24 protein-coding genes are annotated in these 23,346 nt (G+C 68.6%); 12 read left to right on the top strand and 12 right to left on the bottom strand.

All coding sequences use genetic code 11. From position 1 onward, the window contains the following. Together FHR72_RS19565 and FHR72_RS19560 are read right to left on the bottom strand one after the other, a co-directional pair. Nucleotides 1-1,539: a glycerol-3-phosphate dehydrogenase/oxidase gene (locus tag FHR72_RS19565; RefSeq protein WP_183471193.1), complete on the bottom strand. Its 1,539-nt coding sequence runs from the start codon at nucleotides 1,537-1,539 to the stop codon at nucleotides 1-3. After that, complete coding sequence (locus tag FHR72_RS19560) at nucleotides 1,536-2,114, bottom strand: TetR/AcrR family transcriptional regulator (protein ID WP_183471191.1); 579 nt, start codon at nucleotides 2,112-2,114, stop codon at nucleotides 1,536-1,538. The genes FHR72_RS19565 and FHR72_RS19560 overlap by 4 nt, the downstream gene beginning before the upstream one ends. A gap of 53 nt (nucleotides 2,115-2,167) precedes the next feature. On the opposite strand from FHR72_RS19560, the gene FHR72_RS19555 reads away from it, so the two are divergent. Together FHR72_RS19555 and FHR72_RS19550 are read left to right on the top strand one after the other, a co-directional pair. Then, nucleotides 2,168-3,748, top strand: coding sequence for an FAD-binding oxidoreductase (locus tag FHR72_RS19555; RefSeq protein WP_183471474.1), 1,581 nt, complete (start codon nucleotides 2,168-2,170; stop codon nucleotides 3,746-3,748). After that, nucleotides 3,745-4,647: a diacylglycerol kinase gene (locus FHR72_RS19550; RefSeq protein WP_183471189.1), complete on the top strand. Its 903-nt coding sequence runs from the start codon at nucleotides 3,745-3,747 to the stop codon at nucleotides 4,645-4,647. Before FHR72_RS19555 ends, FHR72_RS19550 begins: the two co-directional genes overlap by 4 nt. Here the strand turns inward: FHR72_RS19550 and FHR72_RS19545 are convergent. From FHR72_RS19545 to FHR72_RS19535, 3 genes are all read right to left on the bottom strand, one after another. After that, nucleotides 4,644-5,156, bottom strand: a complete 513-nt coding sequence (locus tag FHR72_RS19545) for a DUF3145 domain-containing protein (protein WP_183471187.1) — start codon at nucleotides 5,154-5,156, stop codon at nucleotides 4,644-4,646. The genes FHR72_RS19550 and FHR72_RS19545 overlap by 4 nt on opposite strands. 138 nt (nucleotides 5,157-5,294) lie before the next feature. Next, nucleotides 5,295-6,119: a serine hydrolase domain-containing protein gene (locus FHR72_RS19540; RefSeq protein ID WP_183471185.1), complete on the bottom strand. Its 825-nt coding sequence runs from the start codon at nucleotides 6,117-6,119 to the stop codon at nucleotides 5,295-5,297. 22 nt (nucleotides 6,120-6,141) lie between these two features. Next, nucleotides 6,142-7,224 carry a class I SAM-dependent methyltransferase gene (locus tag FHR72_RS19535; protein ID WP_183471183.1) on the bottom strand — a complete coding sequence of 361 codons (1,083 nt, stop codon included), beginning with the start codon at nucleotides 7,222-7,224 and terminating at the stop codon, nucleotides 6,142-6,144. 74 nt (nucleotides 7,225-7,298) lie between these two features. Between FHR72_RS19535 and FHR72_RS19530 the strand changes: the two genes are divergently transcribed. After that, nucleotides 7,299-8,396, top strand: a complete 1,098-nt coding sequence (locus FHR72_RS19530) for an S-(hydroxymethyl)mycothiol dehydrogenase (protein WP_183471181.1) — start codon at nucleotides 7,299-7,301, stop codon at nucleotides 8,394-8,396. Further along, a complete protein-coding gene (locus tag FHR72_RS19525; RefSeq protein ID WP_183471472.1) occupies nucleotides 8,393-9,022 on the top strand; it encodes an MBL fold metallo-hydrolase in 630 nt (209 codons plus the stop codon). The genes FHR72_RS19530 and FHR72_RS19525 overlap by 4 nt, the downstream gene beginning before the upstream one ends. Here the strand turns inward: FHR72_RS19525 and FHR72_RS19520 are convergent. After that, nucleotides 9,016-9,732 carry an SHOCT domain-containing protein gene (locus FHR72_RS19520; RefSeq protein ID WP_183471179.1) on the bottom strand — a complete coding sequence of 239 codons (717 nt, stop codon included), beginning with the start codon at nucleotides 9,730-9,732 and terminating at the stop codon, nucleotides 9,016-9,018. The genes FHR72_RS19525 and FHR72_RS19520 overlap by 7 nt on opposite strands. A gap of 77 nt (nucleotides 9,733-9,809) precedes the next feature. On the opposite strand from FHR72_RS19520, the gene FHR72_RS19515 reads away from it, so the two are divergent. Continuing rightward, nucleotides 9,810-10,892 (top strand): class I SAM-dependent methyltransferase, encoded by a 1,083-nt coding sequence (locus FHR72_RS19515; protein WP_183471177.1) that lies wholly within the window; start codon nucleotides 9,810-9,812, stop codon nucleotides 10,890-10,892. 15 nt (nucleotides 10,893-10,907) lie between these two features. Here the strand turns inward: FHR72_RS19515 and FHR72_RS19510 are convergent, their stop codons facing one another. Beyond that, nucleotides 10,908-11,936, bottom strand: a complete 1,029-nt coding sequence (locus tag FHR72_RS19510) for an NAD(P)H-dependent amine dehydrogenase family protein (protein ID WP_221194036.1) — start codon at nucleotides 11,934-11,936, stop codon at nucleotides 10,908-10,910. Between the two features lie 90 nt (nucleotides 11,937-12,026). Then, on the bottom strand, nucleotides 12,027-12,542 hold the full coding sequence (locus tag FHR72_RS19505) for a hypothetical protein (RefSeq protein ID WP_183471173.1): 516 nt from the start codon (nucleotides 12,540-12,542) through the stop codon (nucleotides 12,027-12,029). A 130-nt stretch (nucleotides 12,543-12,672) separates the two neighbouring features. On the opposite strand from FHR72_RS19505, the gene FHR72_RS19500 reads away from it, so the two are divergent. From FHR72_RS19500 to FHR72_RS19480, 5 genes are read left to right on the top strand one after another with little or no spacing between them, the layout of a single operon-like run. Further along, complete coding sequence (locus FHR72_RS19500; protein WP_183471171.1) at nucleotides 12,673-14,220, top strand: ABC transporter substrate-binding protein; 1,548 nt, start codon at nucleotides 12,673-12,675, stop codon at nucleotides 14,218-14,220. 2 nt (nucleotides 14,221-14,222) lie between these two features. Continuing rightward, the gene (locus FHR72_RS19495; RefSeq protein ID WP_183471169.1) at nucleotides 14,223-15,197 is read left to right on the top strand and encodes an ABC transporter permease; all 975 of its coding nucleotides are present in this window, start codon (nucleotides 14,223-14,225) and stop codon (nucleotides 15,195-15,197) included. After that, entirely contained in the window at nucleotides 15,194-16,084 is an 891-nt protein-coding gene (locus tag FHR72_RS19490; RefSeq protein ID WP_183471167.1) for an ABC transporter permease, read from the top strand. The genes FHR72_RS19495 and FHR72_RS19490 overlap by 4 nt, the downstream gene beginning before the upstream one ends. Then, nucleotides 16,081-17,694: a dipeptide ABC transporter ATP-binding protein gene (locus FHR72_RS19485; protein ID WP_183471165.1), complete on the top strand. Its 1,614-nt coding sequence runs from the start codon at nucleotides 16,081-16,083 to the stop codon at nucleotides 17,692-17,694. The genes FHR72_RS19490 and FHR72_RS19485 overlap by 4 nt, the downstream gene beginning before the upstream one ends. A 31-nt stretch (nucleotides 17,695-17,725) precedes the next feature. After that, nucleotides 17,726-18,466, top strand: a complete 741-nt coding sequence (locus FHR72_RS19480; RefSeq protein ID WP_183471163.1) for an SDR family NAD(P)-dependent oxidoreductase — start codon at nucleotides 17,726-17,728, stop codon at nucleotides 18,464-18,466. A gap of 25 nt (nucleotides 18,467-18,491) precedes the next feature. Here the strand turns inward: FHR72_RS19480 and FHR72_RS19475 are convergent, their stop codons facing one another. Then, complete coding sequence (locus FHR72_RS19475) at nucleotides 18,492-19,028, bottom strand: TetR/AcrR family transcriptional regulator (RefSeq protein WP_183471161.1); 537 nt, start codon at nucleotides 19,026-19,028, stop codon at nucleotides 18,492-18,494. 64 nt (nucleotides 19,029-19,092) lie between these two features. Then, a complete protein-coding gene (locus tag FHR72_RS26595; protein ID WP_260156129.1) occupies nucleotides 19,093-19,215 on the bottom strand; it encodes a hypothetical protein in 123 nt (40 codons plus the stop codon). Between FHR72_RS26595 and FHR72_RS19470 the strand changes: the two genes are divergently transcribed. Next, entirely contained in the window at nucleotides 19,214-20,434 is a 1,221-nt protein-coding gene (locus tag FHR72_RS19470) for a cytochrome P450 (RefSeq protein WP_183471159.1), read from the top strand. The two genes, FHR72_RS26595 and FHR72_RS19470, sit on opposite strands and share 2 nt — an antisense overlap. Here the strand turns inward: FHR72_RS19470 and FHR72_RS19465 are convergent. Beyond that, the gene (locus FHR72_RS19465; RefSeq protein ID WP_183471157.1) at nucleotides 20,431-21,504 is read right to left on the bottom strand and encodes an NAD(P)H-dependent amine dehydrogenase family protein; all 1,074 of its coding nucleotides are present in this window, start codon (nucleotides 21,502-21,504) and stop codon (nucleotides 20,431-20,433) included. The two genes, FHR72_RS19470 and FHR72_RS19465, sit on opposite strands and share 4 nt — an antisense overlap. A 19-nt stretch (nucleotides 21,505-21,523) precedes the next feature. After that, the gene (locus tag FHR72_RS19460; RefSeq protein ID WP_183471155.1) at nucleotides 21,524-22,552 is read right to left on the bottom strand and encodes an aromatic ring-hydroxylating dioxygenase subunit alpha; all 1,029 of its coding nucleotides are present in this window, start codon (nucleotides 22,550-22,552) and stop codon (nucleotides 21,524-21,526) included. A gap of 70 nt (nucleotides 22,553-22,622) precedes the next feature. On the opposite strand from FHR72_RS19460, the gene FHR72_RS19455 reads away from it, so the two are divergent. Next, nucleotides 22,623-23,255: a TetR/AcrR family transcriptional regulator gene (locus FHR72_RS19455; RefSeq protein WP_183471153.1), complete on the top strand. Its 633-nt coding sequence runs from the start codon at nucleotides 22,623-22,625 to the stop codon at nucleotides 23,253-23,255. Nucleotides 23,256-23,346: the final 91 nt, after the last annotated feature.

Below are 23,346 nucleotides of genomic sequence, written 5' to 3'. Positions count from 1 at the left end.
TCAGGTCGCGGTAGCCAACACTTCGGCCGCGGCGGCTGCGGCACGTTCGCGGTCCGCCGCGACGAGGCCGATCCTGGTGCGGCGATCAAGGATGTCCTCGACCGTCAGCGCCCCCTCGTGGGTGACCGCGTACTCGAATTCCGCACGCGTGACGTCGATCCCGTCGGCGACCGCGTCCGTGGGACGCCCGCACGTGGCCCGCGCGATCACGTTCGGCGCCTCGGCCCCGAAGCGTGCGACCAGGGACCCCGGCAGCTCGACCGGTGACCGCAGACTCGCCACCGGATTCGACGGTGCGCCGACGAGCGGCAGGTTGCGGGTCCGGCAGACACCGGCGGCCAGGCCACGGGTGCGCATCGCACGGTCCATCACGTCCTCGGCCATGTAACGGTATTCGGTGAGCTTGCCGCCGATCACGCTCAACGCCCCCGACGGCGATTCGGTGACGGCGTGCTCCCGCGACACGTCGGCGGTGCGGCCCGCGCCGGTGTCGATCAGGGGGCGCAGTCCCGCGTAGGACCCTCTGACGTCCTCGGGACGCAACGCCGTGTCCAGCGCCGTGTTGACGGTGTCGAGCAGGAACGTGATCTCGTCCGGGGTCGGCTCCGGAACGTCGGGGATGGGGCCCGGCGCGTCCTCGTCGGTCAGGCCGAGATACACCCGGCCCAGCTGCTCGGGCATCGCGAAGACGAACCGGTTCAGCTCCCCCGGGATCGGCACCGTCAGTGCCGCCGTCGGATTCCCGAATGCCGCGGCGTCGAACACCAGATGGGTGCCGCGGCTGGGCCGCAACGTCAACGAGTCGTCGACCTCACCGGCCCACACGCCGGTCGCGTTGACGACGGCCCGGGCCTTCACGAGCATCGACTCTCCGGTCAGCGTGTCGGTCAACGTGACCGAGTCACGTCCCGCCTCGGACGCGGCGACGCGGGTCAGGATCCGCGCGCCGTGCTGGGCGGCCGTGCGGGCCACCGCGACGACCAGACGCGCGTCGTCGATGAGCTGACCGTCGTAGGCGAGCAGCGCGCCGTCGAGGCCGTCGCGCCGCACGGTCGGGGCCAGCGCGATCGCCTTCCGCGCGTCGACGCGCCGCGACCGGGGCAGGGTCGACGCCGGCGTGCCGGCGAGCTTGCGCAGCCCGTCCCCGGCGGCGAAGCCGAACCGCACCAGCGCCCTCGAGGCCGTGTTCATCTCGGGGAGCAGCGGAACGAGCTGCGGCATCGCGCGCACGAGGTGAGGGGCGTTGCGCGTCATCAGGATTCCGCGTTCGACGGCGCTTCTCCTGGCGATGCCGACATTGCCGGTCGCCAGGTACCGAAGGCCACCGTGCACCAGCTTGGAGCTCCAACGGCTCGTTCCGAAAGCCAGGTCGTGCTTTTCGACCAGCACGACCGACAGACCCCGGGTCGCGGCATCGAGCGCGATACCCGCGCCGGTGATGCCGCCGCCGATCACGACGACGTCGACGGGCGGGCCGTCGGCCACCGCGGCGAGGTCGGCGGCGCGCCGGGCGGCGTTCAATGCTGTTGAGGCGGTCACGGTTTCAGGTATCCGTTCAGGGAGTGCGCCAACTCCACGTTGAGCGCGTCGCGGTCGAGGATCTTCTCCACCATCTGAGCCGACTGGATGGTGGACTGCGCGATGAGCAGGCACATCGCGCCCATCTGGTAGGGGTCGCCGTCGCGCACGCTGCCGTCGTCCTGGCCGGCCGTGATCGCCTCGGCCAATGCGTCGACGAGCAGGCGCTGGCTGGTGCCGAGCCGTTCGGTGATGTAGACCATCGCCAGCGTCGGGGCGTTGAAGATCACCGACATGACGATTTCGTCGCCCCGCAGATGTTCGGCGATCTTGACCACGCGATTTACGAGATCTGCCCGGCCGACCCCGGTGTGCGGGACCGCCTCCAGGACACCGGAGATCCGGACGGTCAGCAATTCGGCGATCACCCATCGGATGTCGGGCCAGCGGCGGTAGATGGTGGGCCTGCTGACCCGGGCCCGGCGCGCGATCTCGGTCATCGTCGTGCGCTCGACGCCGTAGGCCAGGATGCACGCGGCAGCGGCATCGAGGATCCGCTGCTCGACGGTCGCATCAGTGTTACGGATTGACACCATCTGTAATACTGTAACGCATGACGCGCGCCGATGCCCAACCCAGCGACCCGCCGATGCAGTGGAACGCCTGGGGTGACCCCGCTGCCGCCAAGCCGCTGTCGCCCGGCATCCGCTCGCTGCTGGATCGGGCTCTCGGCCTCGACGGGGCCGCTGCCGACGAACCGACCCGTGAGCAGGTGCGCCTGCGGCCCTCGGCGCTGTCGCCCGCCGACCGCGACGGCCTGGCCGCGATCGTCGGCGCCGCCCATCTGACGGTCGACGACTCGGCGCGGCTGCTGCGTGCCGGCGGCAAGTCGACCCTGGACCTGCTGCGGCGCAGAGACTTCGGCGTGCAGGATGCCCCCGATGCGGTGGTGAGCCCCGGTACCGAGGACGAGATCGCCGACCTCCTGCGGTTCTGCGCCGACCGCAGCATCGCCGTCGTGCCCTTCGGCGGAGGGACCAGCGTGGTCGGCGGGCTGGATCCGCTGCGCGGCGACTTCAGGGCCGTGGTGTCGGTGGACCTGCGCAGATTCGACGAACTGCATTCCCTCGACGAGGTCTCGGGCGAGGCGGAACTCGGCGCGGGCCTGTCCGGGCCGGACGCCGAGCGGCTGCTCGGCGAGCGCGGGTTCTCGCTGGGACACTTCCCGCAGAGCTTCCTGTTCGCGACCATCGGGGGCTTTGCCGCCACCCGTTCCTCCGGACAGGACTCCGCGGGGTACGGCCGGTTCGACGACATGGTCCGCGGCCTGCGGGCCGTCACCCCGGCCGGCGTCCTCGACCTGGGCCGGGCCCCGGCATCCGCGGCAGGCCCCGATCTGCGCCACCTTCTCCTCGGCTCGGAGGGCACCCTGGGGATCATCACCCGCGTCCGAGTGCGGGTCCACCCCGTTCCGGAGGTCACGCGGTACGAGGCGTGGTCCTTCCCCGATTTCGCCACCGGCGCCGACGCACTGCGCGCGGTCGTGCAGACGGGCACGGGCCCCACGGTCATCCGGCTGTCCGACGAAGCCGAGACCGGCGTCAACCTGGCGACCACCGACAACATCGGCGAGCAGCAGATCACCGGCGGCTGCCTGGCGATCACCGCGTTCGAGGGCTCCGAGGCACACGTGGCCAGCCGACATGCCGAGACGCGAGACCTCCTGACAGACAAGGGCGGTACCTCACTGGGCGAAGCACCGGCACGGGCCTGGGAGCACGGCCGCTTCAATGCGCCGTACCTGCGGGACGCGCTGCTGTCCGCCGGCGCCCTGTGCGAGACGCTGGAGACCGCGACCAACTGGTCCAACGTGCCCGCTCTCAAGGCGGCGGTCACCGATGCGCTGACCCGATCGCTCGCCGACTCGGGCACCCCGGCGCTGGTGCTGTGTCACATCTCGCACGTCTACCCCACCGGAGCCTCGCTCTACTTCACCGTCGTCGCCGCCCAGCGCGGGAATCCGATTAAGCAGTGGCGCACGGCCAAAGCCGCTGCCTCGGATGCGATGGTGCGCACCGGCGCGACGATCACCCACCACCACGCCGTCGGCGCCGACCACCGTCCGTGGATGCGCGACGAGGTCGGCGACGTCGGCGTGGCGGTGCTGCGGGCGGTCAAGTCGGCACTGGACCCGGCGGGAATCCTGAACCCCGGCAAGCTGATTCCGTGAACCCGCCCGCGCGCGTCACGGTGTTGACGAATCCGGCGTCCGGTCACGGCAGCGCCCCGCACGCCGCCGAACGCGCGATCACCCAGCTGCACCGCCGCGGCGTCGACGTGGTGGCGATCGCCGGGCGCGACGCCGCCCATGCCCGCGCGCTCGTCGAGGGCACTCTGGAACGCGGCATGGACGCCCTGGTGGTCGTCGGCGGCGACGGCATTGTGTCCCTGGCACTGCAGGTACTCGCCCGCAGCGACATCCCGCTCGGGCTTGTCCCGGCCGGCACCGGCAACGACCACGCGCGCGAATTCGGTATCCCCACCGGGGCTCCCGAGGCCGCCGCCGACGTGATCGTCGACGGCATCGTCGACACCGTCGACCTCGGCCGGATCGCGGGCGCCGACGGCACCGACCGGTGGTTCGGCACGGTCATGGCCGCGGGTTTCGACTCGCTGGTCACCGACCGCACCAACCGGATGCGGTGGCCGCACGGGCGGATGCGGTACAACCTCGCGATGGTCGCCGAGCTGTCGAAACTGCGGCTGCTGCCGTTCCGGTTGTCCTTCGACGGCGCCGATGAGGTGGCCACCGAGCTGACGCTGGCGGCGTTCGGTAACACCAGGAGTTACGGCGGCGGTATGAAGATCTGCCCGGACGCCGACCCCCGCGACGGGCAGCTCGACGCCACGATGGTGGCCTCGGCCTCGCGGTCACGGTTGATCCGGCTGTTCCCGACGGTGTTCAAGGGCACCCACGTCGCCCTGGATGAGGTGCGGACGGCGCGCGCCCGCACGATCTCGGTGGACTCTCCGGGCATCAACGCCTATGCCGACGGCGAGTTCGTGTGCCCGCTGCCGGTCGAGGTGTCGGCGGTGCCGAACGCGCTGCGAATCCTGCGGCCGGCCTAGCCGACTCCCCGGCTCAGCCAGCTGACCTCCGCGCCCTCGCCGCCGTCGCGGTAAGCCTCGAGCGCCTCGTCCCACGCGGTGCCCAGCACGGAGTCCAGCTCGGCGGCCAGCGTGTCAGCACCCGAGGCCATCATGGTGCGCAGCCGCATCTCCCCGACCATCACGTCACCGTTCGCGCTCATCGCGCCGCTCCACAGACCGAGCTGCGGGGTGTGGCACCAGCGATGCCCGTCGACGCCGCTGCTGGGGTCCTCGGTCACCTCGAAACGGAGCACCGACCACGAGCGCAGGGCATTGGCGAGCTGACTGCCGGTGCCGACCGGACCGACCCAGTTGGTCACCGCGCGCAGCTGTCCGGGCATGGCGGGCTGCGGGGTCCACTTCAGGTTCGCCCTCGCATTGAGGGTCGACGACAACGCCCACTCGACATGCGGGCATACCGCCGCGGGCGAAGCGTGGATGTACACCACGCCCGTCGTCACGTCGGCGAATTGGTTCGCTGCGCGCATCTCCTGCTCCTTCGGTTCCACGAGGGACGTCTTCCCCAACGACCTGGTGGTTTCCGAACGGCGCGCGGCGCGATGTGCGAGTCGTGCGATGAAATTGTGGTTTGCGTGTCTATTGTGCCTCGTGAGGCGCGTGTTGCGCTAGTCCGCCCCGTACTCTCTTAGGACTTCATCAGACAGGGCCGGCATCACCGTGTGTGCCCAGTCTCCGAATTTGCGGTCGGTGAGCACCACGAGGGCCGTGACCGCGTCGGGGTCTACCCACAGAAACGTCCCGGACTGGCCGAAGTGACCGAAGGTCCGCTCGGAGTTCGTCGACCCGGTCCAGTGCGGTGATTTGCCGCCGCGCAGCTCGAAGCCCAGTCCCCAGTCGTTGGGGCGCTGCACCCCGAAGCCCGGGAGCACTCCGTCCAGTCCGGGGAACTGGACGCTGACCGCGTCGGCGTGCATCTGCCCGGAGACCGTCGTCGGCGTCAGCAGATCGGCGGCGAAGGCCGCGAGGTCCGCGACGGTCGACGTCACCCCGTAACCGGCTGCCTCCGCACCGCCGTCGAGCGCGGTGTCGGACATCGCCAGGGGCGCGAAGACCGCCTCGGCCAGATAGTCGGCGAACGCGATCGACGTCTCGGTCTCGATCGTCTCGGCCAGCGCGGTGAAGCCGTAGTTCGAATAGATCCGCCGGGTGCCCGGCGCGGCGATCACCTTCGCCGACGTCATCTCGTAGCCCGCCGCGTGGGCGAGCAGGTGCCGGACGGTGGCATCGGGCGGCCCGGCCTCGTCGTCGAGGTCGACGGCGCCCTCCTCGACGGCGACCTGCGCTGCCCGGGCCACGAGCGGCTTGGTCACCGAGGCCAGGGGGAAGCGGCGGGTGGTGTCGCCGTGCGTGGCCAGCACGCCCGAAGGGCCCACCACCGCAGCGGCGGCGGTGGGGACCGGCCAGTCGTCGAGGACATCGAGAGCAGTCATCGCGCCCGAGCCTAGCGAGCGATCATTTCCTGGCGATGTAGTAGAAGTTGATCGGGTCGGACTCGATCTCCCGCACCCGCACGTCGGCGAAACCCGCCTCGGTCAGCATCGAGGTGGCGAGCTCACGTCCCCAGCAGGTGCCCAGGCCATCTCCGTCGAGCCCCAGCGACACGCTCATGCAGTGCATCGTCGACACGGTGTACAGGTACGGCGCGAAGGGGACGCCGATGTTGTCCTCGACCCGGCTCGAGGACTTGATGTCGACCATCAGGAACGTCCCTCCGGGGCGCAGAGCGGAGTGGATGTTCTTCAGGACCTCCCCCGGGTGCGCCTGGTCGTGGATCGCGTCGAAGGCGGTGACGACGTCGAACGCCTCCGCCGCGGCGTACGTGGCGACGTCGGCCGCGACGAAGGAGGCGTTGGTCACGCCCAGTGCGCGAGCCTGACGGGCGCCGGCGGCCAGACCCTCGTCGGAGAAGTCGATCCCGGTGAACCGGCTCTGCGGGAACGCCTGTGCCATGACGTTGACCGCATGGCCGCTGCCACAACCGAAGTCGGCGACCTCGGCACCGGCGCGCAACCGGTCGGTCAGTCCCTCGGCCATCGGCAGGATCGTGTCCACCAGGGCGGCGTCGAACACCTCGCCGCTCTGTTCGGCCATGAGGGTGTGAAATCTCGGATACTCGGCGTAGGACAGGCCGCCTCCGTAGTGGAAGCGGTCGATGACCTTCTGTTCGACCTCGGCGAGCAGCGGGATGAACTGGGCGACCCGGGCGAGGTTGTCCGGTCCGGCGGCGCGGGTGAGGACCGCGGCGCGATGGTCGGGGAGCGAATAGGCCTGTGTCGCAGGGTCGTACTCGACGATGCGTCCGGCCACCATTCCGCCGAGCCACTCGCGGACGTAGCGTTCGTTCAGCCCGGCGGCTTCGGCGATCTGGGCACTGGTGCCGGGCGGCTGGGCGGCCATGGTGTCGAACAGTGCGGTCTGGTGTCCGATGGACACGAGCAGTGCGATGCTCGCGGCGTCGAGGGCGCCGACGATGCGGTGGGCGAACGCGTCGGTGGTCTCGGCAGAGATCGACGGGTTGTCGGTTGATGAGGTCATGTGTCGACGCTAGGCCGACGACCCGGCCCGGATCTTCGATCGAACGAAGAAGTCGGAACCATTAGGGTTCAAGCATGGCTCAGACTGTGCGTGGTGTGATTTCTCGGGCGAAGGCTCAACCGGTTGAGGTGGTCGAGATCGTGATCCCGGATCCCGGTCCTGGTGAGGTGGTCGTGGACGTCCAGGCCTGCGGGGTGTGCCACACCGATCTGACCTACCGCGAGGGCGGCATCAACGACGAGTTCCCGTTCCTGCTCGGCCACGAAGCCGCCGGCCTCGTCGAATCCGTCGGCGAGGGCGTCACCAACGTCGCCCCGGGCGACTTCGTCATCCTCAACTGGCGCGCGGTGTGCGGACAGTGCCGGGCCTGCAAACGCGGCCGCCCCCACCTGTGCTTCGACACCCACAACGCCGCCCAGAAGATGACGCTGACCGACGGCACCGAACTGACCCCCGCCCTGGGCATCGGCGCCTTCGCCGACAAGACCCTCGTCCATGAAGGACAGTGCACCAAAGTCGACCCCGCCGCCGACCCCGCCGCGGCCGGCCTGCTGGGCTGCGGGGTGATGGCCGGCCTGGGTGCGGCGATCAACACCGCCGCGATCACGCGCGACGACACCGTGGCCGTCATCGGCTGCGGCGGAGTCGGCGACGCCGCCATCGCCGGGGCCGCGCTGGTCGGAGCCAAAACCATCATCGCCGTGGACCGCGACAACCAGAAACTGCACTGGGCCCGCCAATTCGGGGCCACCCACACCATCAACGCGGGCGAGCTCTCCGCAGGAAAAGATGTAGTGGAAACCATCCAGGACCTCACCGACGGCTTCGGCGCCGACGTCGTCATCGACGCCGTCGGACGACCCGAAACCTGGAAACAAGCCTTCTACGCCCGCGACCTGGCCGGCACCGTCGTGCTCGTCGGTGTGCCCACCCCCGACATGACCCTGGACATGCCGCTGATCGACTTCTTCTCCCGCGGCGGCTCCCTGAAGTCCTCCTGGTACGGCGACTGCCTCCCCGAACGCGACTTCCCCACCCTGATCAGCCTCTACCTCCAAGGCCGCTTCCCCCTCGACAAGTTCGTCTCCGAACGCATCGGACTCGACGACATCGAAGACGCCTTCCACAAGATGCACAACGGCGAAGTCCTGCGCTCCGTGGTGGTGATCTGATGAGCGGAGCGATCCAGCGCCTGGTCACCAGCGGCACGTTCGAACTCGACGGCGGCAGCTGGGATGTCGACAACAACATCTGGTTAGTCGGTGACGACAAGGAGGTCATCGTCTTCGACGCCGCGCACACCGCCGAGCCGATCATCGACGCCGTCGGGGGCCGGCACGTCGTCGCGGTGGTGTGCACGCACGGTCACAACGACCACGTGACCGTCGCACCCGAACTCGGACGGGCGCTCGATGCGCCGGTGCTCCTGCACCCCGCCGACGAGGTGCTGTGGCGGATGACCCACCCGGACAGCGACTTCAGGGCGGTGTCCGACACAGAGACCCTCCGCGTGGCGGGCACGGAACTGCGCGCGTTGCACACACCGGGACACTCCCCGGGTTCGGTGTGCTGGCATGCGCCCGAACTCGACGCGGTGATCAGCGGCGACACCCTGTTCCAGGGTGGGCCGGGCGCGACGGGGCGGTCGTTCTCGGACTTCCCGACCATCCTCGAGTCGATCTCGGGGCGGCTGGGCACGCTGCCGGGCGAGACCGTGGTCTACACCGGCCACGGCGACACCACCACGGTGGGCGACGAGATCGTGCACTACGACGAATGGGTGGCCCGGGGTCACTGACCGTCGAGGATCCGGCGCTTCTCCGACTCGAACTCGTCGACGGTCAACGCACCGGAATCACGCAGTGCGGCCAACGTTTTGAGCTGTTCGAGCCGCACCCCCTCGTCGGTGGGCTGATAGGTGTGCATCGTCGGCTCGTCGAGGCTCACGGGCGCCGGGAGCGGCTGGGGCCGCCGGCCCGACCGGGTCCACCAGGGGATCGACGCGACCAGCGAGACGATGCCCGCGGCCAGCAGCCCCCCGAACACCCACGGCATCCATCCGGGCGAGGTGTCGCGCCCGAACGCCAGCCGAGGGCTGATGTAGCCGTCGACCTCGCCGCCGGTCTCGATCTCATAGAGGCCTTCCTCGGCGATCTGTGCGATCCACACCTGCAGGCGGACATCGTTGTTCACCGATGTCGTCGATCCCATCGTCTCGGTGAGGACGGGGTCGGGGGCGCCCTCCGGCGGGACGATACGGATCTTCAGCGGCGGCACCGGGAACCCGCCGCTGCTGCTGCCGGTGGAGAAGGTGTGGAAGTTGATCGTCACCTCCCCCGCCGGCAGGTGGATGCGCTCCGAACCGGGGATCGGGATCTCGCCGTAGGCGTCGAACTCGTCGAAGACGAACACGTTCATCAGCAGCGACACGATCAGGCCGACCGCCCCGGCGACCAGCATGACGATGGCGCCGGTGAGGGCGACCCGCGGACCCACCCGTCCCTTCATGAGCCGAAGTCTCGCACGACCGGGTCGCTGCGCGGAGTTCGGCGGCGCGATCGCTGCGCCGGTATTACCGTCGGAACATGGCCGAGTCGAGCATCGTCGTGCGCCCGGAGCCCGAGGACAGTGGCTCCTACAGCGCCGCGAATCGACTGCAGGCAGCGGGCCTCGCGCCCGCCATCGCCGTGTTCGAACGGGCCGCCGCCGAGGTGCCGATCCCCAAGCCGCCCCAGCCGATCGTCGTCGCCGACTACGGCGCCTCGAACGGGCTCAATTCGCTGCTGCCGATGGGTGCGGCGATCTCGGTGCTGCGCAACCGAACCCGGCCGGACCACTCGATACTGGTCGCACACACCGACAGACCCGACAACGACTTCACCCAGATGTTCCACAACCTGGAAAACGATCCAGACTCCTACCTGCGCAAGGACCGGGCGACGTTCGTCTCCGGGGTCGGTAGGTCCTTCTATTCGCAGATCCTTCCGTCCAACAGTGTGAACCTGGGATGGAGCGCCTGGGCGATCCACTGGCTGCGCAAGACCCCCGGCGGCATCGCCGGCCACATCCATGTCCACCATTGCCACGACGAGGCGGTGCGCGCGGCGTACACCAGGCAGGCGGCCCACGACTGGCACGAGTTCGTCGCCTTCCGTGGACGGGAACTGTGCCCGGGCGGCCGTCTGGTCGTCATGACGATGGCGATCAGCGAGGACGGCGACTTCGGGTTCGGGCCGCTACTGGCGGCGATCGTCGACGCCCTCGCCGAGTTGGCGGGCGGCGGGATCGTGACCGAGGACGAAGTGGCGGGCATGTGCATTCCGACGGTCGGGCGCCGCGCGAGTGACTTCACGGCGCCGTTCGCGCCGTCCGGGCGATTCGAACGTCTGGAGATCGACCACATCGAGGTGTTCGACGCCGAGGACCGCTTCTGGGATCGCTACCGGATCGACGGTGACGCACGCGCTTTCGGGGCCAGGTGGGCGGGGTTCGCGCGGGCCGCGGTGTTTCCCGCACTGACCGCGGCGTTGTCCGCCGGTCCGGCCGACGCGCGCGCCCCGGAGTTCTTCGACCGTCTCGAAGCGGGTGTGGCCGCGCGACTGTCCGCGGCCCCGGAGCGCACGCAGATCCCGCTCGCCCACCTCGTGTTGGTCAAACGCGCCGCGTGACCGCCGCCGGCACGGCTAGCGGATCGTGCCGACGCCGGGGATCAGCGGAAGGTCCAGGGCGGTCACCCAGCCCGGGGAGAGGTCGTTGACCGCGGGGACGGCGTTGAGCGCACGCAGGCCCGTCGCCAGACATCCGGCCGCGGCGGCGTCACGCCCCGAACCGTCGGTGAACCGGAACGCCGTCTCCTGGAAGATGCTGGGCGTTCCTTCGATGTCCACGCGGTACACGTCGTTCTCGTTGCCCGACGGCCAGTCCGGAGCGGCGTCGTTGCCGATCCGGTTGACGTGCTCGAGCGCAATCCTGGTCTCGCCCTGATAGATCCCGTTGATGGTGAAGCGGACCGCGGCGACGTTGCCGGGCGCGATGATGCCCTTGGCGGTCTTGCGCTCGTCGGGGGTGACCCACTTGTCCCACGTGGTGGTGATCTCGTCGAGCATGATGCCCGCCGCATGCGCGATCATCGGAACCGTTGCACCCCAGGCGAACACCAGGATGTCCGGGTTCTCCAGCATCGGCCGGAACTCCGGCGGCTTGCCGATGCCCATCTCCCGGTCGTAGTCGCCCTCGTAATTGGTGTAGTCCAGCAGTTCGGATGCGCGCACGGTGCGGACCTCCGAGCACAGACCCATCAGCGTCATCGGGAAGAGGTCGTTCGCGAACCCCGGGTCGATGCCGGTGGTGAAACACGAGGATTCACCGAGTTCGCAGGCCACCGTGATGGGTTCGATCCAGTTCGGCGGATTCAGGTGCATGGTGGGCCAGATCCACGGCGTCATCGCTGTCGAGCACACATCGATGCCGGCGCGCAGGAAGCGGGTGATCAACTCGATGTTGGCATCCGCCCGCGCCGCCGTCGGGCCGTAATGCACCAGCGCATCGGGTTTCAGGCCGATCAGCGCGTCGACGTCGTCGGTCGCGGTCAGGCCGAGATCGCGGCCGAGCCCGCAGAGCTCCCCGACATCGCGTCCGACCTTGTCCGGATTGCTGACCCCGACACCCACCAGTTCGAAACGGGGATGATCGACGATCTCGGCGATGACCATCTTGCCGACGAACCCGGTGCCCCAGATGACCACCCTTTTCACGTCAGAAACGCTCACGCGCACCGCCTCTCGTCTGGTTGGTGCCGGCACTCAGAAGCAGCGTCGCAGACCGCCGGGCTCGCAGATCAGCGGGTACTGGTCGACCGGGATCGGCAGCGGCTCCTTGAACGACAGCGTGAAGGGGACCTTGATGATGCCCGGAGGAAGCCCGCACGCCCCGCTGTGGGAGATGCTGCGGGTACCGGAGGTCTCGCTGAACTTGATGTCCTCGATGGTCGGCGCCCATGAGCCGTCGGGGCACTGCATGCCTTCCCGCTTGGGGGTCGTGAACGACCAGAGGCCGCCCACAAGCCGCGCGTCACCCCCGGTGACGCCCTCGGACGGGCCGACGTGCAGCTGGCAGCCGACCGGCAGGTACAGGGCTTCGCGCAGATCGCCGACGACGGGGACGCAGGACGGGTAGATGGTCCACGTTCCGGTCTTGCCCTCGGACACATAGTTGTAGACGCCCTGCATCACGGGGGTGTCGGCCTGCGCGGGCACAGCGGCGCCGACAGAGGCACCGGCGAGAACGGCGACAGCGGCCAGGCCGCGCAGCATCTTCATGCCCCGCAGTATTTCAGCCGCGGGTGGACAAAGTCACGGGTTTGTCGCCTGGGATGCGCCACGTGGTTTTGCCGCCCGCAGGCCGGGGTAGACAGAGTGAAGCAGGCTCGAGTTCCCGGGGTGGTTGCATATGGCGAGGACAGCGGTGCATGCCGCTGTCCTCGTCATTTGCGCGTTACTGGCAGCCCTCACCGGCTGTTCCACCGGCCAGAGCGTCGATCTCGGTGACGGCACCTCCGGTGCACTCGTCGCGGCGATCGCCGGCGAGCCCGACCAACTCGACCCCCACAAGACCACGGCCTACTTCTCGTTCGAGGTGTTGGAGAACGTGTTCGACACGCTCGTCGAGCCGGACGCGGACCTGCAGATGAAACCCGCGCTGGCAGAGTCGTGGGAGGTCAGCCCCGACCAGCTGACCTGGACGTTCCGTCTTCGGCCCGGTGTCACCTTCCACGACGGCACCCCGCTGACCGCCGACGACGTGGTCTTCTCGTACCGGCGGATCATCGACGAGCAGTTGGCGAACTCCGACAAGTTCAGCTCGGTCACCGCCGTCGAGGCGCCCGATCCCGCCACCGTCGTGCTCCGCGTCGACCGCCCGACGCCGAACATGTTGACCAACATCGGCGGTTTCAAGGGCATGGCCATCGTGTCGCGGGCCAATGTCGACAGTGGACGGATCGCCACCCACCCCGTCGGCACCGGACCGTTCAGCTTCGTGGGTCAGAAGAGCGGCGACTCCATCTCGCTGGCGGCCAATCCGGACTATTGGGACGGCGCTCCCGGCGTGTCCGGGGTGACGTTCCGGTTCATCTCCGAGCCCTCGACCGCGCTGTCGGCGCTGCAGGCCGGCGAGATCGACTGGACCGATTCCGTTCCGCCACAACGCGTTGCGCAGCTGCGTGACGATGAATCACTGCAGCTGTCGGTCACTCCGAGCAACGACTACTGGTATCTGGCCCTCAACGAGGCGCGGGAGCCGTGGAACGACGTGCGTGTGCGGCAGGCCGTCGCCCACGCGATAGACCGGGACGCGATCGTGCAGGCCACCAGCTACGGCACGGCTGCGGTCAACGAACTGGCCATCCCCGAGGGCAACCCGTGGTTCACGCCCTACGACAGGTACCGCGACGACGGCGAGCAGGGGTTGGACACCGCCCGAAAACTGTTGCAGGAGGCCGGCGCTGCGCCCACCGAACTCGACATGCTGGTGACCACCGAATATCCCGAGACGGTCACCGCGGCCCAGATCGTCGCCGACAACCTCGCCCCGTTGGGCATCACCGTCGGCATCCGGACCGTCGACTTCGCCACCTGGCTCGACGAACAGAACTCCGGGAACTTCGACATGCTGATGCTCGGCTGGCTCGGCAACATCGACCCGGACGACTTCTACTACGCCCAGCACCACACCGACGGCACCAGCAACGCCCAGAAGTTCTCCAACCCGGAGGTCGACCGCCTTCTCGACGCCGGCCGCGTGGAAACTGACCAGGCGACCCGCAAGGACGTGTACGCCCGGGCCGCCACGCTCATCGCCGACGAGGTCAGCTACATCTACCTGTACAACTCGTCGGTCATCCAGGCCTGGAACCCCGCCCTGACCGGATACGAGGCGCGCCGCGACGGCGCGGTCCGGTTCCGGACGGCCGCGCTCGACCCCGACGGCGGGGTGTGACCGTGCCGGCGCCCGCGATCCTGACCCACCCCGTCACCCAATTCGTCGCCCGGCGGCTGGCGTATTCGGCGGTCGTGATGCTGGGCGTGCTGGTGCTGGTCTTCGCATTGGTGCACCTGGTGCCCGGCGACCCGGTGCGCATCGCACTGGGCACCCGCTACACCCCTGAGGCCTACGAGGCGTTGCGCACCGCCAGCGGGCTCGACCGGCCGCTGGTGTCCCAGTTCTTCGGCTACCTCGGCTCCGCGCTGACCGGAGACCTCGGAGTCAGCTTCCGCAACGGCGACCCCGTGACGGTCACTCTGCTGGAGCGGCTACCGGCCACCCTGTCACTGGGGTTCGCGGGAATCGTCATCGCGCTGGTGATCGCGCTGCCCGCCGGTATCTACTCCGCGCTGCGGGAGGGCAGATTCAGCGACGCGCTGGTGCGGGTGTCGAGTCAGTTCGGCGTGTCGATCCCGGACTTCTGGATGGGCATTCTGTTGATCGCCCTGTTCTCGACGGTGCTGGGGTGGCTGCCGACCTCGGGCTACCGGCCTCTGTTCGAGGATCCCGCCGGGTGGCTGCGGCACATCATCCTGCCCGGACTCACCGTCGGCGTGGTCGCCGCGGCCATCATGACCCGTTACGTGCGTGCGGCGGTCCTGGAGGTCGCCTCGATGGGGTACGTGCGCACGGCACGTTCCAAAGGTCTGTCGCCACGTGTCGTGACCTTCCGGCACACGGTGCGCAACGCGCTCGTCCCGATCCTGACGATCACCGGCATCCAGTTGGCCACGCTGCTCGGCGGCGTCATCGTCGTCGAGGTGGTGTTCGCCTGGCCGGGGCTGGGCCGGTTGGTGTTCATCGCGGTGGCCGCGCGTGACTATCCGCTGATCCAGGGTGCGGTCCTGGTGATCGCGGCGCTCTTCCTTCTCATCAACCTGCTCGTCGATGTGCTGTATGCCGTCGTGGACCCGAGGATCCGGCTGGGATGACGAGCACCGAGAACGACACCGACGGCGGCCGCCTGGCGTCCTGGCGGCTGCTCGCACGTAACCCCGTCACCCTGGTGAGTGCGGCGGTGCTGGTGGCCGTCGCCGTCGTGGCAGTCACCGCGAACTGGATCATCCCGTACGGCGTCAACGACGTCGACGTCCCGAACGCCCTTCAGCCGCCGAGTGGTTCGCACTGGTTCGGCACCGACGAACTCGGACGTGACGTGCTCTCCCGCGTCCTGGTGGCCGTGCAGGCGTCGATGCGCATCGCCGTCGTCAGCGTCGCGCTCGCGGCAGTCGTCGGCGTCGCGGTGGGCGTGATCGCGGGCTACCGCGGGGGGTGGCTGGACACCGTCCTGATGCGCGTCGTCGACGTGATGTTCGCGTTTCCGGTGCTGCTGCTCGCCCTCGCGGTCGTCGCCATCCTGGGCCCCGGCGTCACGACGACCATTCTCGCGATCGGCATCGTCTACACACCGATCTTCGCCCGCGTCGCGCGAGCCAGCACGCTCGGGGTGCGGACCGAGCCGTACGTGTCGGTGTCGCGGGCGATGGGGACGGGAGACTCCTACATCCTGCGGAGGCACATCCTGCCCAACATCACGGGCCCGCTGGTCGTGCAGACCTCGCTGTCCCTGGCGTTCGCGATCCTCTCCGAAGCCGCACTGTCGTTCCTGGGCTTGGGTATTCAGCCGCCGCAGCCGTCGCTGGGCCGGATGATCTTCGACTCCCAGGGGTTCGTCACCATGGCATGGTGGATGGCGGTGTTCCCCGGCGCCGCGATCTTCGTGATCGTGCTGGCCTTCAACCTCTTCGGCGACGGACTGCGCGACGTGCTGGATCCCAAGCAGCGCACCACAATCGAGGCGCGGAGGCGGGAGCGATGACCGTTCTGAGCGTCACAGACCTCGGTGTGCGCATCGGCGCGCGCACCCTCGTCGACGGCGTGTCCTTCGACGTGGAGCGCGACAAGACCGTCGGCATCGTGGGGGAATCGGGTTCGGGCAAGACGATGACGGTCCTCGCCGCGACCGGTCTGCTCGACGCTCCCGGGGCCCGCGTGTCCGGTACGAGCACGCTGGGCGGCGGCGATGCGGGCGAGCCGGTCCAACTGGTTGGTGCGTCACCGCGCGTGCTGCGCAGCGTCCACGGCGCCCGGGTCGGTTTCGTCTTCCAGGACCCCGGAACGTCACTGAACCCGCTGCTGACGCTGGAACGTCAGATCACCGAAACGCTGGAGACACACCGGAACATGACCCGGCGCGCCGCGACGGGACGCGCGCTGGAGCTGCTGGAGGCGGTCGGACTGCCCGATCCCGACATGCGGTTGCAGGCCTATCCGCATCAGTTGTCCGGCGGCCAGCGCCAGCGCGTGATGATCGCGATCGCGCTGGCGTGCGAGCCCGAACTGCTCATCGCCGACGAACCCACGACCGCGCTGGATGTCACGACGCAGGCTCAGATCATCGAGCTGGTCCGCGACCTGCAGCGCGATTTCGGCACCGCCGTGGTGTGGATCAGCCACGATCTCGGCGTGATCGGTCAGGTCGCCGACGACGTCACGGTGATGCGCGCAGGCGTCGCCCTCGAGCAGGCGCCGATCCTGCAGGTGTTCGACCACCCGCGTGACGATTACACCCGCGATCTGCTCGCCGCGCGGCCCGTGCTCGACAGGTCCGGGCCGGCGGCGACCCCCGACGGCGAGACGCTCCTGAAGGTGGAGGGCCTCGACGTGCGCTTCCCGGTGACCAGCCCGGTCGGTCGCACGACGGTGCACGCGGTCAGGGACGTCTCGTTCCGCATCCGCAGCGGCACCACGCTCGGACTGGTCGGTGAGTCGGGTTCGGGGAAGTCCACGATCGCCGCCGCACTGACCGGGCTGGTGACGCCGGACTCCGGCACCGCCACGCTCGCCGGCGACGACGTCCTGTCGGTGAAGGGAGCGGCCGCGCGGGACATGCGGCGCCGCATCGGGCTGGTGTTCCAGGACCCGTTCGCGTCACTGAATCCCCGTGCGCGCGTTGATACATCGATCGCCGAGCCGTTGATCGTGCACAAGCTGGCCGACGGCAGGAGCGGCCGGCGGCGACGGGTCGACGAACTTCTGGACCTCGTCGGCCTGCCCGCCGAATTCGCCCAGAGGTATCCGCACGAGCTCTCGGGCGGACAACGCCAGCGCGTCAGCATCGCCAGGGCGCTCGCCGCCGAACCGGACCTGCTGATCCTCGACGAGGCCACCGCGTCGTTGGACGTGTCGGTGCAGGCGCGTGTGCTGGATCTGTTGTCGCGCCTGCAGTCCGAGCTGGGTCTGACGTACCTGCTGATCGGGCACGATCTCGCCGTCATCCGTCAGCTCAGCCACGAGGTGCTGGTGATGCGCAACGGCGAGGTGGTCGAGAACAGGCCGGCCGGGGAGCTGTTCACCTCGCCCGAGCAGCAATACACCCGCGATCTGCTGGCGGCGGTACCACCGGTGACACCCCGCGCCGCTGTCTGAGAGCCGCAGAGCTCATGAGAAAGTCATGGGCATGAGTCAACTGAGCGGCAAGGTCGCGTTGGTCACCGGTGCGTCGACCGGACTGGGAGCCGCGACGGCGAAGCTGTTCGCCGAACGCGGTGCGACGGTCTTCGGCATCGCCCGCGACGCCGACCGCATGGCCGAGGTCTTCGCCGACATCCCCGGCGGCCGCTTCTCGTCGGTGGACGTCACCTCGCCCGCCGCCTGCGCACAGGCCGTCACGGACTGCGTCGCGCAGTTCGGACGGCTCGACGTCCTGGCGAACATCGCCGGTTATCACAAGATGCGCCACACCATGTCGATGACGGACGACGACTGGGACGCCGATCTGTCGGTGAACCTGAACGGCCCGTTCTACCTGTGCCGCGCCGCGCTCCCCCACCTGTTAAAGACCGCGGGCAACATCGTCAACGTCGCATCGATCGCCGGAGTCGAAGGAGAGGTCTACTCCGCCGGCTACTGCGCGGCCAAACACGGATTGATCGGCCTGACACGCGCGCTGGCCGTGGAATTCACCAAGGAGCGACTGCGGGTCAACGCAATCTGCCCCGGCGGCATGCCGACCGCGCAGACCACCGAGTTCGAGGCGCCCGAGAACGCCGACTGGGACCTCATCATGCGGATCGCCTCACCGCGCGGGTTCATGGCCACCGAGGATGTCGCCAAGACCATCGCGTTCCTGGCAAGCGACGACGCGGCCGCCGTGCACGGCGCGGTGTACCGGGTGGACAACGGCAAGGGCGCCGGATAGCCGAACCCTCACGTCGCCGCGCCCTTCAGGCGCCGGACGTCAGAAAGCGTTGCAGCATCTCGCGTTCCACGACCGGGTCCTCGACAGGCCAGAACAGCAACGCAAGGACCACGCGCACCGTCCACTGTGCGGCCTGCGGGTCGTCGGTGGCGCCCGTCAGCTCGGCGGCCAGCGCGGCCGGAATCTGCGATCGCACGATCCCGGTGAGCTCACCCCCGCGCAGCGAGTTCAGCAGCACGCGTCCCATCGGGTCGGCCCGGATGCGCTCGAGGGCGACGATGACCGCCGTGGTGGCGCGCTCCGCTCCGGTCAGCCCCGCCACGGCGGTACGAACCGTCGCCACGATCCGCTCGGCCTCCCGCATCAGTACGGTGTCGCGGATCTGGTTCTTGCCGCCTGCGTGCCGGTAGATCGTCGCTCGCGAACAGTGCACCACCGCCTGCAGCGCGGCGATGTCGAAGGCGTCCAAGCCGTCACGCACGATCAGATCGATCGCCGCCGCGTAGATGCGCTCGGCCGCTTCCGCACGCCGGTCGCCGACGAGCCAGTCATTCCGCGTCACCGCTGTCCTCACTGAGATGGGCTTGCTCGAATATCTCAGTGTGAGACACAATGCGGTGCGTTTCTCACTGTTTTCGCTGCTCGCCTGCGGCCGCGTGAGACCCGGATGCGGCCGCCGCGACGGCCGGGGTTTCGACCTTGGCGCAGCCGTTGACGCGGGCGGTGGCGACGGCCTTTCCTGACGTCATGACCGCGCGACACACCGACCTGGGCCTGGCGTTACTCGACGCGGAGTTCCTTCAAGATCCCTACCCGCTCTATGCCCGGATGCAGGCCGAGGGCGCCGTACACCGGGTCGGCGCCTCCGACTTCTTCGCGGTGTGCGGACGGGCCGCGGTGGAGGAGGCGGTGGCACGCCCCGACACATTCTCTTCGAATCTGACCGGCGCGATCAGATATATGCCCGACGGCACCGTGGACCTCCTGCCCCTGGATTCTCTCGGCAGTCCGACGCAGGCACTGGCCACTGCGGACGATCCGGCACACGCCGCACACCGCAGGATGCTGATCCCGCACCTGGCCGCCAAACGCATCGGCGCCTTGGAGACGTTCGTCGCCCAGACGATGACCGCGCTGTGGCAGGACGTCACCGACGTCGGTGTCACCGAGTGGATGAGCGCGGTCGCGAACCCCCTTCCGATGAAAGTCATCTGCGAACTCATCGGCATTCCCCGCGAGGACACCGATCGCGTCGGCCAATGGGCCTACGCCAGTACGCAGGTCCTCGACGGACGGGTCGACGATCCGAAGCTGGCCGCCGCGGGCACCGCAGCGCTGGAGCTGGCCGGCTACATCGCAGAGCAGATGGAGGCATCGGCCGCCGAGCCCGGCCACACCCTGCTCGGCGACCTCGCCCGAGCCTGCGGCACAGGAGAAGTGGAGTTGATCACCGCGCAGGTGATGCTGGTGACGCTGTTCAGCGCGGGCGGTGAGTCCACGGCATCCCTGATCGGCTCGGCCACCCAGATCATCGCGTCACGCCCGGAACTGCAGCGGCGTCTGCGCGACGATCCGACGCTCATCCCGGCGTTCCTGGAAGAGGTGCTGCGCTTCGAGCCGCCGTTTCGCGCGCACTACAGGCACGTCGTCGCCGACTGCGATCTTGCCGGCCACCCACTCGACGCGGGTTCACGGCTACTCCTGCTCTGGGGCGCCGCCAACCGGGATCCGGCCCATCTCGAGGCACCGCACGAATTCCGGCTGGACCGCCCGAACAGCAAGGGCCACATCGCGTTCGGCAAGGGTGCGCACTTCTGTGTGGGCGCGGCGCTGGCGCGACTCGAGAGCCGGGTCGTGCTCGAGCACCTCATCACGCGGACGTCTTGGATCGAGGCGGCGGCGCCGGGCCGTTGGCTGCCCAGCCTGCTGGTTCGGCGGCTCGCGGAGCTTCCGCTGAGCTTCTCCTAGAGCGCGAACCGTCCGGCGAAGCCGCGCAGCGGCAGATCGGCCGAGGTGATGATGCCCGGCCTGGCCGCGACCACGGACTTGATCGACGCGAGCGCGGGCATGCCGGTGACCGTCATCCCGATGGAGGCGAAGCTCGCAGGGTCGGACAGGTCGACACCGGGCTGCGGGAAGATCATGTGCTTGTTGTAGATGTTGGGATCGCCCTTGATCTGAGTGATGTAGCAGCCCTTAATGTCCCAGCTCGGATCGGTGTGCGGCGTCATCTGCCACTCGAGGTGGGTCTCGACCCGCGGCACCCCGTCGACCATGCCCTGGTACTTGATGTAGTTGCCGCCCAGGGAACCTTTCGGCAGCTGATACCAGCCCAGGTCGACGTCCTTCGTGCACGCGCCCAGCTCGTAGGTGAACTTCACCTCGTCGAGCTGCAGGTCGAAACAGTCGGCCATCATGTAGACGCTGTCGGCGAACACCCGGGTGTACTTCTCCAGCTTGCCCGGGATCTCGGGGTCGTCGACGGGTGCGCCGTAACCGACCTCGATCCACGTGTCCTTGGAGTGGTGGCAGGACACGTCGACCGACTCAATCGTCGTGATGTTCTCGATCTCGGCGACGTCAGCAGAGCAGACCACGCCGAGGATCTGGTTCAGGCCGGGGTTCATCCCGGTGCCGTAGAACGTGGAACCGCCCTTCTCACAGGCTTCCTGGAGCAACTGCGTCACGGGCTTGCCCGAGTGGTGCGGATGGTTGCGGTCGCGGTGCCAACCGGTGATCCAATCCGCGGTGGTGACGATGTTGATCCCCGCCTCGAGCACCTTGACGTAGAGGTCTTCGTCGGGGAACACGCCGTGGAAGGTGACCACGTCGGGCCTGGCGGCCAGGATTTCCTCCACGGTGCCGGTCGCCGTCACGCCGACGGGGGCGAGCCCGACCAGTTCGCCGACATCCCTGCCGATCTTGTCCGGCGAATAGCAGTGCACGCCGATCAATTCGAGGTCGGGTTGGTCGGCGATCCGCTTGATCATCTCGGAGCCGACGTTGCCGGTCGCCACCTGGAATACCGTGATCGTCATTGAGAACCTCTCCTGGGGGTCAGTGAGCGGACCGGGCGGCCAGCTCGGCGGCGCTGCCGCCCTTGCCGTCGGGATAGAACTTCTTGGCCCATTCGCGAATCGCGGTGAACCCCTGCAGTTCCGAACTCGCCAGTGCCGGCGGGTCGGAGTAACGCTGGTGGGCCCAGATGTGGATGTCCTGGCGGAACTGCCGGATGACCTCCGCGCCGAACTCCTCGGCCTTCACGCGGGCGCGGTCGGGATTGCGCACATCGCCTCTGGGTTTGCCGATGTACACCATGAACCGCACGTCGGAGGTGGACTCGTCCACCGGGGTGATCGCCGAGATCGTGCGGTTGTCGATCATCCCCCAGCTTTTCGTCACCGCGATGCCCAGGCCGCCGTTGATGGCCTCGACACCGCTGCGGACGTCGTCGATGCTCTGCCCGTCGTCCCCTTCGAACGTGATCGTGAAGTCCACGTAGGACACCGCGTCGTCGAAGTCGTGGCGCGTGAAGATCGGGTTGATCGGGGTGCCGTGCACGTACTTGAAATGCGCGAAGTCGACGCCGTTCTCCAGCACGTACTGCGGATGCATCTCGTGGCCCTGCTCGAACAGCCGCTGCTGCGGGTAGTAGTCCTCGACACCGGCGTCGCCGCCGAAGCTCGCGAAGATGTCCGGGGCGTCGAAGAACGGCGGCCGGTTCTCGATGTCATGCCAGATGTAGACGGATTCGTTGCGCTCGGTGACGGGGTAGGTCTTGATGCGGCGGCCGCGGTTGGGTCGGTCCTCGTAAGGGATGCACACGTTGCGGCCCTGCTGATTCCACTGCCACCCGTGGAACGGGCACTGCAGCACCTCACCGTGCACCGTGCCACCGAAACCGAGATGGGCGCCCAGATGTTCGCAGTAGGCGTTCATCACCGTCACCTGACCGGACTCGGCGCGCCAGGCGACCATCTCCTGGTCGAAGTACTTCATGGTGCGCACCTGGCCGACCGGGATCTCGTCGGACCATGCGACCTGAAACCAGCCGGTCGGCTTCATCGACAGAGGCGGTTTGGCCATGCGCAGAAGAATAGAACAGTCAATGAAAGAAACATAGTGGGTTCTACGAAACTTTCGGTACGCTCGGGCGATGACCGACGTCGCGCAGGCAGCCACACCGCCCCGGCGCACCAACCGCCGCGGTCAGGCCACGCGGGAGAACATGCTCGAAGCCGCACTCAGATCGTTGGCCTCCGGAGATCCCGGATCGGTGTCGGCCAATCGGATCGCCAAGGACATCGGCGCGACCTGGGGTGCGGTGCAGTATCAGTTCGGTGACGCCGACGGCTTCTGGGCGGCCGTGCTGCACCGCACCGCCCAGCGCCGCGCGGACGTCTTCGCCACCGTCGATGCCGACGCCTCGCTGCGTGAGCGCGTCGCGGGCATCATCGACACGCTGTATGCCGGTCTGGCAGCACCGGATTCGCGCGCCATCGAGAACCTGCGGGCCGCGCTGCCCCGTGATCCCGCCGAACTGGAACGGCTCTATCCGCAGACCGCCGCCGAGCTGTACTCCTGGGGCCAGTCCTGGCTGGCGATCTGCCACACTGCGTTCGCCGGCCTCGGCGTCGACCCGGAGCGTGTCCGCGAGGTCGCGACACTGATCCCCGGCGCGATGCGCGGCCTGGTCTCCGAGCGACAGCTGGGCTCCTACGCCGACCTCGACGTCGCGCGGCGAGGTCTGACCAACGCCCTGGTGGCCTACCTGCAGGCCGGCGACTAGCTGTACTGACCACGGACGTTGGTGACGGCGTGGTGAGGTGACAAGACGAAGACCTCCGAGTGGAGTGCGAGCTGTCTAGGAACGCTCACCA

Source organism: Mycolicibacterium iranicum, assembly GCF_014190915.1.
Classification (GTDB): domain Bacteria; phylum Actinomycetota; class Actinomycetes; order Mycobacteriales; family Mycobacteriaceae; genus Mycobacterium; species Mycobacterium iranicum_B.
This window is presented reverse-complemented; position numbering and strand designations above follow the sequence as displayed.

Excerpts from the sequence above, each read along its gene's own strand:
- FHR72_RS19560 (WP_183471191.1), bottom strand. The coding sequence starts at position 2,114 with ATGGTGTCAATCCGTAACACTGATGCGACCGTCGAGCAGCGGATCCTC.
- FHR72_RS19555 (WP_183471474.1), top strand. The coding sequence starts at position 2,168 with ATGCAGTGGAACGCCTGGGGTGACCCCGCTGCCGCCAAGCCGCTGTCG.
- FHR72_RS19545 (WP_183471187.1), bottom strand. The coding sequence starts at position 5,156 with ATGCGCGCAGCGAACCAATTCGCCGACGTGACGACGGGCGTGGTGTAC.
- FHR72_RS19540 (WP_183471185.1), bottom strand. The coding sequence starts at position 6,119 with ATGACTGCTCTCGATGTCCTCGACGACTGGCCGGTCCCCACCGCCGCC.
- FHR72_RS19535 (WP_183471183.1), bottom strand. The coding sequence starts at position 7,224 with ATGACCTCATCAACCGACAACCCGTCGATCTCTGCCGAGACCACCGAC.
- FHR72_RS19530 (WP_183471181.1), top strand. The coding sequence starts at position 7,299 with ATGGCTCAGACTGTGCGTGGTGTGATTTCTCGGGCGAAGGCTCAACCG.
- FHR72_RS19520 (WP_183471179.1), bottom strand. The coding sequence starts at position 9,732 with ATGAAGGGACGGGTGGGTCCGCGGGTCGCCCTCACCGGCGCCATCGTC.
- FHR72_RS19515 (WP_183471177.1), top strand. The coding sequence starts at position 9,810 with ATGGCCGAGTCGAGCATCGTCGTGCGCCCGGAGCCCGAGGACAGTGGC.
- FHR72_RS19510 (WP_221194036.1), bottom strand. The coding sequence starts at position 11,936 with ATGGTCATCGCCGAGATCGTCGATCATCCCCGTTTCGAACTGGTGGGT.
- FHR72_RS19505 (WP_183471173.1), bottom strand. The coding sequence starts at position 12,542 with ATGAAGATGCTGCGCGGCCTGGCCGCTGTCGCCGTTCTCGCCGGTGCC.
- FHR72_RS19500 (WP_183471171.1), top strand. The coding sequence starts at position 12,673 with ATGGCGAGGACAGCGGTGCATGCCGCTGTCCTCGTCATTTGCGCGTTA.
- FHR72_RS19490 (WP_183471167.1), top strand. The coding sequence starts at position 15,194 with ATGACGAGCACCGAGAACGACACCGACGGCGGCCGCCTGGCGTCCTGG.
- FHR72_RS19485 (WP_183471165.1), top strand. The coding sequence starts at position 16,081 with ATGACCGTTCTGAGCGTCACAGACCTCGGTGTGCGCATCGGCGCGCGC.
- FHR72_RS19480 (WP_183471163.1), top strand. The coding sequence starts at position 17,726 with ATGAGTCAACTGAGCGGCAAGGTCGCGTTGGTCACCGGTGCGTCGACC.
- FHR72_RS19470 (WP_183471159.1), top strand. The coding sequence starts at position 19,214 with ATGACCGCGCGACACACCGACCTGGGCCTGGCGTTACTCGACGCGGAG.
- FHR72_RS26595 (WP_260156129.1), bottom strand. The coding sequence starts at position 19,215 with ATGACGTCAGGAAAGGCCGTCGCCACCGCCCGCGTCAACGGCTGCGCC.
- FHR72_RS19465 (WP_183471157.1), bottom strand. The coding sequence starts at position 21,504 with ATGACGATCACGGTATTCCAGGTGGCGACCGGCAACGTCGGCTCCGAG.
- FHR72_RS19460 (WP_183471155.1), bottom strand. The coding sequence starts at position 22,552 with ATGGCCAAACCGCCTCTGTCGATGAAGCCGACCGGCTGGTTTCAGGTC.
- FHR72_RS19455 (WP_183471153.1), top strand. The coding sequence starts at position 22,623 with ATGACCGACGTCGCGCAGGCAGCCACACCGCCCCGGCGCACCAACCGC.